Below are 12063 nucleotides of genomic sequence, written 5' to 3' on the forward strand. Positions count from 1 at the left end.
AATGCAAAGTTAATTCTTTTTTCCTTATCTGTTCGTTCATAATCCTGAAAGAAATCGAAAGAGATATTTTTTTTGAAAAAAAGCGTAGCAATAATTAAAAATTAGTATCTTTGCAGCCTGATTTGACGGCAGGGGATATCTCTGGCTACCATATCAGAGCGATAAGTTATTAATAAATAGTAAGTTTCTGCGTAAGGAGGCTTACACCGTATAATTAAAGATATGGGATTATTACAAGAGAAATTAAGCAAATATCGTTTACCGCAAAAGTATCAGGCTGAAGGTGTTTATCCTTATTTCCGCGAAATAGATAGTCATCAGGATACCGAAGTCTTAATGGACGGAAAGAAAGTTCTGATGTTCGGATCTAACTCATACATGGGTCTGACGTACGATCAGCGTATAATCAATGCTGCTATCGAGGCTACTAAGAAATATGGAACGGGGTGTGCGGGATCACGTTTCTTGAATGGTACACTTGATATCCACGTACAGTTAGAAAAGGAGTTGGCAGAGTATGTCGGGAAAGACGATGCTCTGGTATATTCTACAGGATTCAGTGTCAACGAAGGAGTTGTTTCGTGCCTTACCGATCGAAATGATTACATTATTTGCGATGACCGTGATCACGCTTCTATCGTTGATGGTCGGCGCCTTTCTTTTTCTACACAGCTGAAGTTTAAACACAATGATATGGAAGCGTTGGAGAAGGAATTAAAGCGTTGCAATCCTGATGCTGTGAAGTTGATTGTTGTTGATGGCGTGTTCTCCATGGAAGGTGACTTGGCAAACTTGCCGGAAATTGTTCGTTTGAAGGAGAAATATAATGCTTCAATCATGGTTGACGAGGCTCATGGTCTGGGCGTATTTGGTCATCAAGGCAAGGGTGTATGCGATTACTTCGGTCTGACCGATGAGGTAGATGTCATAATGGGAACATTCTCTAAGTCATTGGCTTCTATTGGCGGATTTGTTGCTGCCGATCATGATACTATCAATTGGTTACGTCATAATTCGCGTACATATATATTCTCTGCCAGTCTTACTCCGGCTTCTACAGCTGCGGCTATCGAGGCTTTACATATTATTAAGGAAGATGAACAGCGCAGAAAGAATTTGTGGAATATTACAAATTATGCTTTAGACCGTTTCCGTAACGCCGGTTTCGAGATTGGGAATACTTCAAGTCCTATTATTCCGCTGTATGTTCGTGATGTAGACAAAACATTTGCTGTTACTAAGTTGGCTTTCGATGAGGGAATTTTCATCAATCCGGTTATTCCTCCGGCATGTGCTCCGCAGGATACGTTGGTTCGTGTTGCTTTGATGGCTACCCATACGAAAGAACAAATAGATTACGCTGTGGAGCATCTGGTTAAATGCTTTAAACAGTTGGATATTCTGAAATAAAATTTACAGGTCACTTCAACAGAGGTGACCTGCTTTTTTTATGTAACAGGGAGTTCCAAAGGCATAACATAGAAAACATACTTCTGCTTATGGAGCAGATGATGAATATACAATTATGAAAAACAGTTTGTTTCGCATGGGGGGGTATGGCTGTGTTGTTGTTTGTTGCCAGTCTTACTTTTGCCCAATCGCTTCCTCACACCATTCAGTGCGGTCCGTTCAGAGAAGGACATATTCAAGGATTCACTGTGGATACGCGGCATCAGTACGTTTACTATTCATTTACAACTATGTTGGTCAAGACCGATATGCAGGGAAATGTTATCGGTACAGTGACCGGTTTGTTGGGACATCTGGGATGTCCGGATTTTAATGATACCGATGGGAGGGTATATGGCTCTTTGGAGTATAAAAACGATGAGATAGGTAAAGGTATCATGAAGATGAAAAGGGATAGTCGTCAATTGTCGAACGCATTTTATGTGGCTGTCTTTGATGTGGATAAGATTAACCGCGTGAATATGGACGCGGAAAAGGATAAGGTAATGACGACCGTATATCTTCCGACCGTTTTAAACGATTATTTAGCTGAAGTTCATACCAACGAGGGAGCGAAGCTTCACCGTTTGGGCTGCAGTGGAATAGATGGATTGGCTTTCGGACCGAAGTTTGGAAAAGCGGATGGAAAGCAGTACTTGACGGTTTGTTATGGTATTTATGGGGATGAGGAGCGTTCGGATAATGATTATCAGGTATTGCTTCAGTATGATATACGCAAATGGAAAAGATATGAGACAACACTTTCGCAAGATAATATGCATCGCAATGGGCCGAAACAGCCGGACGGACAGTATTTTGTTTATACGGGAAATACTACTTATGGGGTTCAGAATTTGGAATATGACGCTAATAGACATTCTTGGTTCATGGCTGTGTATGTGGGAAAGAAGCTGCGGTTTCCTAATTATCCGATGTTTGAAATAGATGGGTTGGTGAAACCAAAAAAGCAAAAGCTGAGAGGGGTACCTTATATTAAGAAAGGGAAGGTGCTTACACTGAAAGAGACAGGGAGTAAGGACAAGGCAATCGGAATTTACGGTTGGAACTTTCCTTATGGCAGTACGGGGATGCATGCTTTCGGTAATGGCTTGTTTTATTTCTCCGAGAATTTTAGTAGTGATGCCGGTCAAGGTTCTGTTTTGCGTTTATATCAATTTATTGGTAATGAGGAATATCCTTTTAAATCGGTAAAAAAATAAAAGAAAAACTTGAAAAAAGTAGCTTTTATATTTGTATATATGAAATAAGTCTGTATCTTTGCATCGCTTTTAAAAAGAAAGCTTTCGGGGTGTAGCGCAGTCCGGTTAGCGCACCTGCTTTGGGAGCAGGGGGTCCCAGGTTCGAATCCTGGTACCCCGACGAAAAGAGAACTACTGATTATCGAAAGATGGTCAGTAGTTTTTTTATGTTATCGATAAAAATTATTCCATTGAAAGTTTTATATCTAAGAAATATTAACTAATATTGCAGTTGTATATAACTTATTTTGGCTAAGACTTTTATGGGAAATATGAAGATACCTGATGATATGGAAAAAATGAGCAATATGGGGGAAAGAAAAGAAAAAAAGAAATACCCTTTGTCTATTATTCATATATATACTACATACCCTGAAAAGCCAGCCAAATTACCGGCTGATATGACTGATGATGAATTATGCGCTTATCTGAATCAGTGTAAACAAGCAGAGAATAAACGAGTGTACCGGACAAATCCTGACTTGATAGAACGTCGGATAGGAGATGAATGGGTACTTGTTCCTGTAGGTGAGTATGCCCAGAAGTATAATGGGATGATTACGCTGAATGTGTTCAGTCATTTCATTTGGGAACAGTTTAAGCAACCGAACAGTCTGGATAAGGTTCTTCATGAAGCGGAAGATCAATTTGATGATCCGGAACATGTTATGGAATTGCAAATCCGCCAATTTATGGATAAAGCTATCATAAGTCAAATGCTTCTTGAGATACGACAAGATGTTTAATAAATATGAATATACTTTTTTGCCGGATTCTAATTAAGGGCAATATAAGTCTGCCAGAAAAAATGTACATATCATGATTATTCTGACAGATAGTAATCAAACTCTCTGTTAATAAATGATATGTATCACCCCTTTGCGATATTTTCGCAATCTTTTCAATAATGCGCCTTTCGAGAAGACGTAAGATTTAAATACCTAACTTCGGACCAATAAGTATGCTTTTAAGATACATTTTTAGGAATATCTTCCGAGCCTAACTTTTCCATACAGTGTACATTGTCATTTGCCGGACCTCTCCATATAAATACGGAAATATGTTCATCTATTCCATAAGTATAATCATTATCCATGTATCCGGTTAGAAATACTGTAGCAGGGTCTGTTCCTTTCGGTACCACTACAGAGTGCGTAGCTCCGCACGGACCATAATGAATACTCCCCGGGGTTAAGTTCATTCCGGTACTGGTTTTAACTTTCCATACGTATACACTTCCATTATGAGTAACACCGGTACCTGCAGTACATTTAAAATTATATCTTACCGATCCATCAGGATTAGTACATGTCGCGCAATATGCATTTGGATCAAATTCTTGGAATTCAATTGTTAGAGCTTCCCATTGTTTTCTTTTCATATATTTTTATTTTAGTGTTTGTAATGTATTTATACATTTATGTGGACAAAAGTAAAAAATAATCCGACCGATGTTCAAGTTAGAAGTACAATTTGTTAAAAGTGTTAATTGCGCGTTTGGACAATAGACTTTAAAACATTGATAATCAGTAGGTATTGAAGTCCTGAAACTTCAAGAAAAACACAACTGTTGATGCACAAAAAATAAAGGGAAAGAAGAGATTCTGACCCGTTTAACACTTTTGCATCAACAATATGGGAAAGCAATTAAATTCAAAACAGCGGCAAGAAATTGCCAAGCTCCTTCAAGAGGGGAAGAATTTCAGGGAAATTGCTGAAGTTCTAAAGGTTGACCGTACCACGATATTGCGAGAGATTAACCGCAATGTCGGAGACAACGGCGTGTATGATCCTGAATTAGCCGAAACCAAGAGACGAAGGCGTAAAAAACTCCAATCCGTATCTCCCGGTGCCGTCGCGCAACTTCCTCCCAATGTCAGGGAAGAAGTTGAGAAGGTATTGGCTTTTGAGACTCCGCCTGTTAAGCGAAGGCAATTAATCGTGGATAAGTACATAAACGAATATGGCCCGGTAATAGAGAAAAAACTTATTTCTCCAATGGCAGCCATGCGTGTGCTTGCAAACGAGTTTTACATGAGTGTAAGTACAGTGTACTATCTTTTGAAAAGAGAGGGTATCTACCGAGATAGAACCAACCCTGTCTGTATGCCTTCTCCTAAAGGATAACCTTTAAAAGCGGATTTTCATGTATTACATCGTAAAAGAAGTCCATGTGCGCAAGAAACCACTATGGTTGGTTGACTTGCTCTTTCAGATAACCCCATCCTTGTATCGGGAGAAGGGGTCAAAGGAAACGGTTGTTGGTAAGTTCAACACCATTCTCTCTCTCATCTTAGATGCCCGGGTAAGGTGGCATCATGGTAAATCCTTGTTAGCATCTATTCAAACCATCACCCACGATGAGACATGTATTTGGATCAAAGGAAACCGAGGCTCAAAGTTTCTTTCCTTTCGAATAGAATCAAACAATTGACTTTTAAAAGAACAGCAGTATGGAAATAGATAACAGTAGAAAGACAATTACAACATTTGTCCTCGTAGATCCAACCGGTAAGATCTTTGACGATTTCGAGAACATCAATGAGAATACAGAAGTAAGGGCGATAGCCATTGAACCCCAAAATAGCTGACCTATGGGAGATTACAAATGGATTTGTCTTATCAGAAAGTTCTATAATTGTTCTTTCTATAATGACAGCAACGCCGTGCAAATGTTCCTGCACATTTTTTTGAATGCTCAAAGGGAGGATAAGCCTTACTTTGACAAAATTACGATGAGGGGGCAGTTTCGCACCTCAATTAAAGACATCATGGGTTTTTTGGAGATAAGCCGTAAATCCGCCCGACGTTCTTTAGATAAGCTGAAGGCGGCAGGCATTATCCATGTTGCCTCTCTAAGACGTAACGGTGTTCTCATTACCGTTCGTGAATTTTCAAAGTTCCTGGCTTTGGAAAATGTGAGAGGTGGCTGGGTGAAGCTGTATTACGACCTTGACTTCCAAGATTTCTTTGTGAACGCACAGGTTCTTCATATTTATCTCCATTTACTTCTTCATACTTACTCGGAGAGTGAAAACTATGAGGATCCGCTATGGTTTGACATGAAGAAGATCAGTGCTTCAACCGGCATTCCTGTAGAAGGCATTAAAGAGGCCCTCCAGAAGCTACGCAAGCTGGGAATCCTGAATATTGGTTATAACGGTCAGAAGAAACTTTCTTCCGTTCGTTTGATAGAGTTCCCCGATTATGTCAAGGACACCTGTCCGGTAACATCAATAGGTCCCTCTGCCAGTCATGTCACATCAGTCGAAAGTTTCTCTGATTTGGAAAACACTTCATCTAATGGAGCTGCCATTATAAGTTTCGAAGACGGGGGGATAAAAACTGAACAAAAGGAGCCAAAAGAAGGGCCAAAAGATGCCCAACAAAATTCTGTACGAAACAGTTACGAAATGTCTACCAAGTCTTTTGTAAATGACGGAAATACAGCTACTTACAAACACAAAGGTCAAAAAGAGGGCCAAAAGAGGGAACAAAACCGTCCAAAAGTTGAAGCCACCAAAATGCTACCAAACAGTCATGGGGGCGGCTACGCGCGTGATCCTATTATAAAAGAGAATAGAGATAAGAGAATAGAGAATCTTCATTATTATAATTATTCGTCCGCGCGAAAATTTTCGTCAATTGAAGAATTGGTCTGTGATGACGAATGGGTGCGCTCGATGCAGCTGCTTTATGGCTTCCCGGATAAGGAAACGCTCTATAATGCCCTGACTTTGTTCTTGGCGAACTTGAAGTGTCGCAAAGAAGAAGTTCCAAAAGGACTGGAGGGGTTCCTTGACTATTTCTGCAACTGGTATAAACGAAATGAAAAGAAGCTGCTGCATAAACTGAAGGCGCAAACACCGTCTAAAGACTATGCAAAAGTTCTTTGGGACAAGTGTATGTCTGCCTTTGCCAAGATTGTAAGCGAACGTGCTTTTGCATCGGTTTTCCAACAAGTCTCTTTTGAGTCCTTCGACAATGTGGCCAAGACGCTGACACTTGTTCTTCCGAATAAGCGAATATTTGAGATATTGGAAGCTGATTACCTTGATACTGTTAGAACGGTGTTACACAAGTTTTTCGGTGCAGGGTTACGGCTTCAATACCGCATTGCATAGGGTCAGAACTACAAACCATTTAAGATTGAATTACGCTTATGAATGAAGCTCAAAGAATATTGCAGATGACCGATGGGGGCTTGGCAGTGTTCATTCACTACCTTGGTGAAAAGTGCCTTGCCCGGACTTTCCGTAACCCTTTCAGGGAGGACAGCCGCCCTTCATGCCATCTGTATGCCAACAGAGGCGGATATGGCAACGGCCAATACTACCTCCAAGACTTCGGCGACAGCAGCTTCTGTGGCAACTGCTTTACGATAGTGGGAAGGCTGTGTAATATCAACCCAAAAACCAACTTTCGCGAAGTGCTTCAAGTGATAGACAGAGACCTTGGACTTGGCATTTTTGATGAACAACGAAGCGAGCACCATGTGTTGATGAAAAGAAAAGCCACACCCTCACAGAAGTACAAATGTTCTTCCATAGCGAGTTTTGAGGTCGTGACGCAGCCTTTCATGCCATGGGAGGAAGAGTATTGGGGGCAATATGGCATTGGACTTTCAACGCTGGAACGTTACAACGTAAAGAGCATCAGCAGTTGTACATTCAAGAAATCGTCCGGTGGAAACTTTGCCGTTTACGGTTCAAAGGCTATTCCGACCTACGGATATTTCTTCGATGACGGACGTAGGCTGAAGATTTACAGGCCTAAGGCAAAGACACGTTTCATGTATGCCGGTCACTTCCCAAAGCCCTATATCTTCGGGCGTGAGCAACTGCCTGAAGAAGGAGCACTCGTTTTCGTCACAGGTGGCGAAAAGGATGTCATGTCGCTGTCGGCGCATGGATTTCCGGCCTTGACATTTAACAGCGAGACGGCCAACATTCCTGAAGATGTAATGGATGAACTTTCCCAACGATTCCGTCGAATCATTTTTCTCTATGATACGGATGAAACCGGCCAAAGGGAATCTGCTTTGCGGATACAACAGTACGGCGAGAAATACAACGTTCAGAAACTTGACCTACCGCTGTCCGGAGAGAAATCGGAAAAGGACATCAGTGATTTCTTTCGTCTGGGACACACCGCAGAAGAACTGCAAGCAATGATAGAAAAGCTATAATTATTGAAAAATGAAATTAGAAAAAATAAGTAAACCTATATTCAGGCACGCAGGAGGAAGCTCCGATAATATTCGGATCAGAACCTTGACAGATGCTGCCACGCCAAGTATAATGGGCATTAATGTTAAGGAGTTTCCGGAGGTTCATTCGGTCTCCTACCGTTTTCTCTCCAAGACCTATCACGGGGTGGGTGTCATAAACCAGAACAACGGGATAGAATTTGTTGGCCAAGACCTGACGGACTCCCCCATGACGTTGAATAGTTCCGGCGTGACTTTTCTTCCCATGGAGAAAGAGCACAGGAGCGACAAGTTGTGTATGTTCGCAGACATGATGGATTATTTGGCCTACCAGACCTTGCAGAAGAATGGCTTTGTCAGGGTGCCTTCAGACTGTGATTTCATGATTATGTCGGATGTAAGGAACTTCATCCATATCTCGGTCGAAGGAGATGACTATGATATGGTTTATCTCTACTTTCCCAATGATGTCATGGGCTGCACCATAACCAAGACGTTAAAGGATCGGTATGGCAAGCATGCCATTGAGTGTAATCCCCTGTACAAAGGTTATAACAACCTGTTGCAGTTCGTAAAAGCCATTGAGATCACCACAAACAGCAAATAGAGCCGTATGGTATATGTCATAATCATCCTTGTCTTGCTGATAGCTTTGGGGGCAGCTTTCTATTATGAAATCACCCATAGCTACGACGACGACAAGTTCAGGAAATGAAAGATAAAGGGATTGATGTAAGTGCATCCTTTCCAAGTATAAAACGCTAACAAGTAAAAGTATGATTAATTATGTTTTAAGTATTGAAACCGGAGTTACGGATCTCATCCGTACCCCCGAGTACTATCAGACAGCCACTTTTGTGCAAAAGAAAGAAGAGCTCTTGGCTCTGATTTATCAAAAGAAGAAACTCAAGCCTTTTGCCAGCATGAAGCTCATAAGGAGTATCAGTTTCTTTATCAAGCGCTCCATCAGCCTTTGGCAGTTACAAGGTCTTGCAAACAAGATAGAAACGATGTTCGGCCCATCTTGTTTCCAAATCTCCATCGACAGAGAGAACAATACCGTACACATGCTCTGTGGCTGGATAGACAAAGAGACTGGTGAGTGCATCGTGCTGAACCGTACAGAACAGAAGAGACTTTCCGTCCTGATCCTGGATTATTTGGACTTGCCACGCCCCCGGTGTGCCGACATGTGGTTGAGATACTTTCTGCTGAACAAATTTGACAATGACAATTCTGTCTTCAGCAGACAGATAGAGTTTCTTGAAAGGTCTGAATATGAGAGTTTAAGTTATCCGGTATTACGGGATAGTCTCAAATACGTGGAGATGGTATGTAAAGGATTGCTGAAATAAAAAATACACTTATGAGATTTTTAAAGATTTATTTAGCCAGCAGCTGGCGGAACAAGCATTTCGAGAATTTATTGAACGCCCTACGGATTCAGGGTTACTATACCTATGACTTCAAGCATCCCGAGGACAATGAACTAAGCGGATTCAGTTGGGAGAAAGTCGATAAGGACTTCGAGAAGTGGACTTGTAGGGATTTCAAGGAAGGGCTTCACCATCCCGAGGCTGTCAAAGCATTTGAAAAAGACTTTCACGCCATGCAGGAAGCGGACTATTGTGTCCTCCTCTTACCGTGTGGCCGCTCTGCCCATTCTGAAGCCGGTTGGATGAAAGGGCAAGGCAAGAAAGTGTTTGTCCTTGATATGTCCGAGAAACCAACGCCCGAGCTGATGTACCAGATGTTTGATGCGTATGTGACGAGACCGATTGATTTGGTAGAACACATTGAAGCAGCATTCCATAAGGACAATATGCTACTTAAAGAAAATTTCAGCACACATGGACAGAGTGACAAAGAGACGGACTAACCTCTTGTATAATTTAAGAAAGAAAGGAATCAGATGTTTGACCAAGGAGCGTATGATTTTCTTTCCCTATGGAGAGGACCCCAATGAAGTCAGGCAAATTGTCTGTTTATGCAACGAGTATCATTTCCATGTACAATTGGAACTTCAATAGCACATTTAATATTAAAAGTATACACAGAATGAAAAAGATAAAGGATTTAACCGTAACAGTAACCTATACTGTTGGTTTGCATGACGTAGAAGTCAGCGAAAAGGTTTATGATGATCTAAACGCCTTGGCAGATAAAGGGCGTGTAAACTGTGATCTTATGAATTTGGACGAGCAAGTATGTACTGGTTTCGAGTGGCTTTCTGATCATATTCACGAAAGTGACGCTTGTGATTGGAATTATGAAGTTGATATGGAATAATCTTAAATGTGGCCAATAGAAAATGAAACATATATATCTTTTTATAGGTGCTGCCATTATTACCTACCTCTTAATATCGCTGGCAACATTGGATTTGATGTGGTGTGTGCACAACACTCCTTGGATATGGATAGCGGTAATACCACTCTTTCTATTCTTATATTTCTTCGTATTCATGTGCTTTCATGAAGAAATGGGATTTAGGGAAGATCGCGCAATGCAGCAGACTCTCGCGGTAGCCAAAGCCAACAAGCTGATAGAAAAGTTGCAAGAGCAACTTCCAAATATGTTCCAAGGATTGGTTGATATGTCAATGGCAGAGATTAGAGACAGTCTTAGAGCGGTGAATGAAGAGCAAGCTCGCAAAGTTGCTACCCTTTCAACTGATATTTACAACGTGCTGGAACGACGTCAAAAACTTCTCGACCTGGAACGTAAGGTCAAGCAACATAAAGGACAGCCTATGCTCTTGACAAAAAGAGAAACAGCGTCCTTGTTACTTGTTGATTATTCTACCCTTAGAAAATGGGCAAGAAAAGGATTTCTTGTCCCCACAAGGATTACTCCCCACCGTGAGTTATATCGTTATAGTGATGTTCTAAAAATATTGGAGGGCAAGGTATGAAACATTTGCTTTATTTCATACTCGCTGTACTCATTGTATATTTGATAGGTTTACTGCTAATGGCAGATTTCTTGTGGATATTACATACTGGTTTCTTAGGATGGATAGGTGCCATTTTTATTATTCTGTGGTTTTTCCTGCAAATTGAGAAAGAGTATGGTGGATGGAATATAGAAGAGGAAGAAGTAGATTCATGGAATGAAGAAGATGAAAGCGATGACCAATACATTTCCAAGAAAGAAGCCCGGAAAATAGCAGAGGATGTCTGTAAAGAAATATTTAACATAAAAGAAAACAAATATGATAAATAGCCCAATCCTTGATACCTGTTGCGGAGGTAAGATGTTTTACTTCGATAAGCATGATGACAGGGTTCTGTTTCAGGACATAAGGAAGATGGAGACAACATTATGTGACGGAAGGCACTTCGAGGTCAACCCCGATGTTCAGGCCGACTTCACAAACATGCCATACCCAGACAATAGCTTCCGCATGGTTGTGTTTGACCCTCCGCATCTTCTTCGTAATGTAGGAAAATCAAAGTTTGCAGATATATACGGCTCGTTAAATCCAAAAGCTCGCCCTGCAGGTTATCAGCACATCAAATATGGAGCGTTGGGCAATCTTGACTGGAGAGAAATGCTAAGTAAAGGATTTGCAGAGTGTTTTCGTGTCCTTAGAAAAGGTGGCTTTTTAATATTCAAATGGAATGAGACGGACATAAAGGTTTCCGAAATATTGAAACTGACACAGGAGAAACCTGTATTTGGCCATATTTCCGGAAAACGTGCCAATACTCATTGGATTTGTTTCATGAAAGAAGATTGCAATAAATAAAAATAGCCACACAACGGCATCGACTTATGCTAATCAAATAGCATTTAAATTATGAAAGCAAAACTTAGAAAGACAGGTGAGGTGGTAGAGTTAAGGCAATACTACTGTGATGGTACGGCAATGGATATTAATGGGAAGTTGTATCATCAAGGTGATATATCTGAATTGTTTGAAGACACCAATTCTAAAGGATTAGAATACGAGTTTGAGCAATTAGGTAGGACAAAGAAATGCAAGTTCATATCGCAGCATGTAGATTTGGCTTCTCCTGAAGCTATTGCCAAGTATGTAAAAGGGTATCTTTTTGACGTACTTAAAGATGTTGGTGATGATGAGTATATCGCCACATATCTTCGGAATAAAGGTTACAAGGTAGAGGGTAATATAGAATAGCA

The 12063-nt window shown here is 40.9% G+C and carries 16 protein-coding genes and 1 tRNA gene; 16 read left to right on the plus strand and 1 reads right to left on the minus strand.

Features of this window, described 5'->3' with window-relative positions; translation table 11 throughout:
- Positions 1–222: 222 nt before the first annotated feature.
- The 4 genes from spt to LO761_RS05590 all read left to right on the plus strand — a co-directional run bounded on the left by spt (position 223) and on the right by LO761_RS05590 (position 3454).
- On the plus strand, positions 223–1410 hold the full coding sequence (gene spt, locus LO761_RS05575; protein ID WP_272817335.1) for a serine palmitoyltransferase: 1188 nt from the start codon (positions 223–225) through the stop codon (positions 1408–1410).
- A gap of 146 nt (positions 1411–1556) precedes the next feature.
- Positions 1557–2669 (plus strand): hypothetical protein, encoded by a 1113-nt coding sequence (locus tag LO761_RS05580; RefSeq protein WP_272817336.1) that lies wholly within the window; start codon positions 1557–1559, stop codon positions 2667–2669.
- An 85-nt stretch (positions 2670–2754) separates the two neighbouring features.
- Positions 2755–2829, plus strand: a tRNA-Pro gene (locus LO761_RS05585).
- Between the two features lie 127 nt (positions 2830–2956).
- Entirely contained in the window at positions 2957–3454 is a 498-nt protein-coding gene (locus LO761_RS05590; RefSeq protein WP_272817337.1) for a PqqD family protein, read from the plus strand.
- A gap of 221 nt (positions 3455–3675) precedes the next feature.
- Here LO761_RS05590 and LO761_RS05595 read toward each other — a convergent pair whose 3' ends face one another.
- Positions 3676–4089 carry a hypothetical protein gene (locus LO761_RS05595; RefSeq protein WP_272817338.1) on the minus strand — a complete coding sequence of 138 codons (414 nt, stop codon included), beginning with the start codon at positions 4087–4089 and terminating at the stop codon, positions 3676–3678.
- 254 nt (positions 4090–4343) lie between these two features.
- Between LO761_RS05595 and LO761_RS05600 the strand changes: the two genes are divergently transcribed.
- The 12 genes from LO761_RS05600 (at position 4344) to LO761_RS05655 (ending at position 12061) form a co-directional block, all read left to right on the plus strand.
- Positions 4344–4835 (plus strand): helix-turn-helix domain-containing protein, encoded by a 492-nt coding sequence (locus LO761_RS05600; protein ID WP_270777061.1) that lies wholly within the window; start codon positions 4344–4346, stop codon positions 4833–4835.
- 19 nt (positions 4836–4854) lie between these two features.
- Positions 4855–5142 (plus strand): hypothetical protein, encoded by a 288-nt coding sequence (locus LO761_RS05605; protein ID WP_272817339.1) that lies wholly within the window; start codon positions 4855–4857, stop codon positions 5140–5142.
- Positions 5143–5302: 160 nt separating this feature from the next.
- Positions 5303–6832 carry a DUF7833 domain-containing protein gene (locus LO761_RS05610; protein WP_272817340.1) on the plus strand — a complete coding sequence of 510 codons (1530 nt, stop codon included), beginning with the start codon at positions 5303–5305 and terminating at the stop codon, positions 6830–6832.
- A gap of 38 nt (positions 6833–6870) precedes the next feature.
- Positions 6871–7896, plus strand: coding sequence for a toprim domain-containing protein (locus LO761_RS05615; RefSeq protein ID WP_272817341.1), 1026 nt, complete (start codon positions 6871–6873; stop codon positions 7894–7896).
- Between the two features lie 187 nt (positions 7897–8083).
- A complete protein-coding gene (locus LO761_RS05620) occupies positions 8084–8524 on the plus strand; it encodes a hypothetical protein (protein WP_272817342.1) in 441 nt (146 codons plus the stop codon).
- Positions 8525–8693: 169 nt separating this feature from the next.
- Positions 8694–9272 carry a hypothetical protein gene (locus tag LO761_RS05625; RefSeq protein WP_021590281.1) on the plus strand — a complete coding sequence of 193 codons (579 nt, stop codon included), beginning with the start codon at positions 8694–8696 and terminating at the stop codon, positions 9270–9272.
- Between the two features lie 11 nt (positions 9273–9283).
- The gene (locus tag LO761_RS05630) at positions 9284–9796 is read left to right on the plus strand and encodes a hypothetical protein (protein WP_004345411.1); all 513 of its coding nucleotides are present in this window, start codon (positions 9284–9286) and stop codon (positions 9794–9796) included.
- 179 nt (positions 9797–9975) lie between these two features.
- Entirely contained in the window at positions 9976–10206 is a 231-nt protein-coding gene (locus tag LO761_RS05635) for a hypothetical protein (protein WP_234396551.1), read from the plus strand.
- Between the two features lie 22 nt (positions 10207–10228).
- A complete protein-coding gene (locus LO761_RS05640) occupies positions 10229–10831 on the plus strand; it encodes a MerR family transcriptional regulator (protein ID WP_004345409.1) in 603 nt (200 codons plus the stop codon).
- Positions 10828–11142, plus strand: coding sequence for a hypothetical protein (locus LO761_RS05645; protein ID WP_272817343.1), 315 nt, complete (start codon positions 10828–10830; stop codon positions 11140–11142). Before LO761_RS05640 ends, LO761_RS05645 begins: the two co-directional genes overlap by 4 nt.
- On the plus strand, positions 11132–11668 hold the full coding sequence (locus LO761_RS05650; protein WP_272817344.1) for a class I SAM-dependent methyltransferase: 537 nt from the start codon (positions 11132–11134) through the stop codon (positions 11666–11668). Before LO761_RS05645 ends, LO761_RS05650 begins: the two co-directional genes overlap by 11 nt.
- Before the next feature lie 51 nt (positions 11669–11719).
- Complete coding sequence (locus LO761_RS05655) at positions 11720–12061, plus strand: hypothetical protein (protein WP_004345406.1); 342 nt, start codon at positions 11720–11722, stop codon at positions 12059–12061.
- The last annotated feature ends 2 nt before the right edge of the window (positions 12062–12063 follow it).

Source organism: Phocaeicola oris (genome assembly GCF_021295095.1).
Classification (GTDB): Bacteria; Bacteroidota; Bacteroidia; order Bacteroidales; family Bacteroidaceae; genus Phocaeicola; species Phocaeicola oris.

Bases quoted from the DNA above. Each gene is read 5' to 3' on its own strand.
- spt (WP_272817335.1), top strand. From the start codon at position 223: ATGGGATTATTACAAGAGAAATTAAGCAAATATCGTTTACCGCAAAAG.
- LO761_RS05580 (WP_272817336.1), top strand. From the start codon at position 1,557: ATGGCTGTGTTGTTGTTTGTTGCCAGTCTTACTTTTGCCCAATCGCTT.
- LO761_RS05595 (WP_272817338.1), bottom strand. From the start codon at position 4,089: ATGAAAAGAAAACAATGGGAAGCTCTAACAATTGAATTCCAAGAATTT.
- LO761_RS05600 (WP_270777061.1), top strand. From the start codon at position 4,344: ATGGGAAAGCAATTAAATTCAAAACAGCGGCAAGAAATTGCCAAGCTC.
- LO761_RS05605 (WP_272817339.1), top strand. From the start codon at position 4,855: ATGTATTACATCGTAAAAGAAGTCCATGTGCGCAAGAAACCACTATGG.
- LO761_RS05610 (WP_272817340.1), top strand. From the start codon at position 5,303: ATGGGAGATTACAAATGGATTTGTCTTATCAGAAAGTTCTATAATTGT.
- LO761_RS05615 (WP_272817341.1), top strand. From the start codon at position 6,871: ATGAATGAAGCTCAAAGAATATTGCAGATGACCGATGGGGGCTTGGCA.
- LO761_RS05625 (WP_021590281.1), top strand. From the start codon at position 8,694: ATGATTAATTATGTTTTAAGTATTGAAACCGGAGTTACGGATCTCATC.
- LO761_RS05630 (WP_004345411.1), top strand. From the start codon at position 9,284: ATGAGATTTTTAAAGATTTATTTAGCCAGCAGCTGGCGGAACAAGCAT.
- LO761_RS05635 (WP_234396551.1), top strand. From the start codon at position 9,976: ATGAAAAAGATAAAGGATTTAACCGTAACAGTAACCTATACTGTTGGT.
- LO761_RS05640 (WP_004345409.1), top strand. From the start codon at position 10,229: ATGAAACATATATATCTTTTTATAGGTGCTGCCATTATTACCTACCTC.
- LO761_RS05645 (WP_272817343.1), top strand. From the start codon at position 10,828: ATGAAACATTTGCTTTATTTCATACTCGCTGTACTCATTGTATATTTG.
- LO761_RS05650 (WP_272817344.1), top strand. From the start codon at position 11,132: ATGATAAATAGCCCAATCCTTGATACCTGTTGCGGAGGTAAGATGTTT.
- LO761_RS05655 (WP_004345406.1), top strand. From the start codon at position 11,720: ATGAAAGCAAAACTTAGAAAGACAGGTGAGGTGGTAGAGTTAAGGCAA.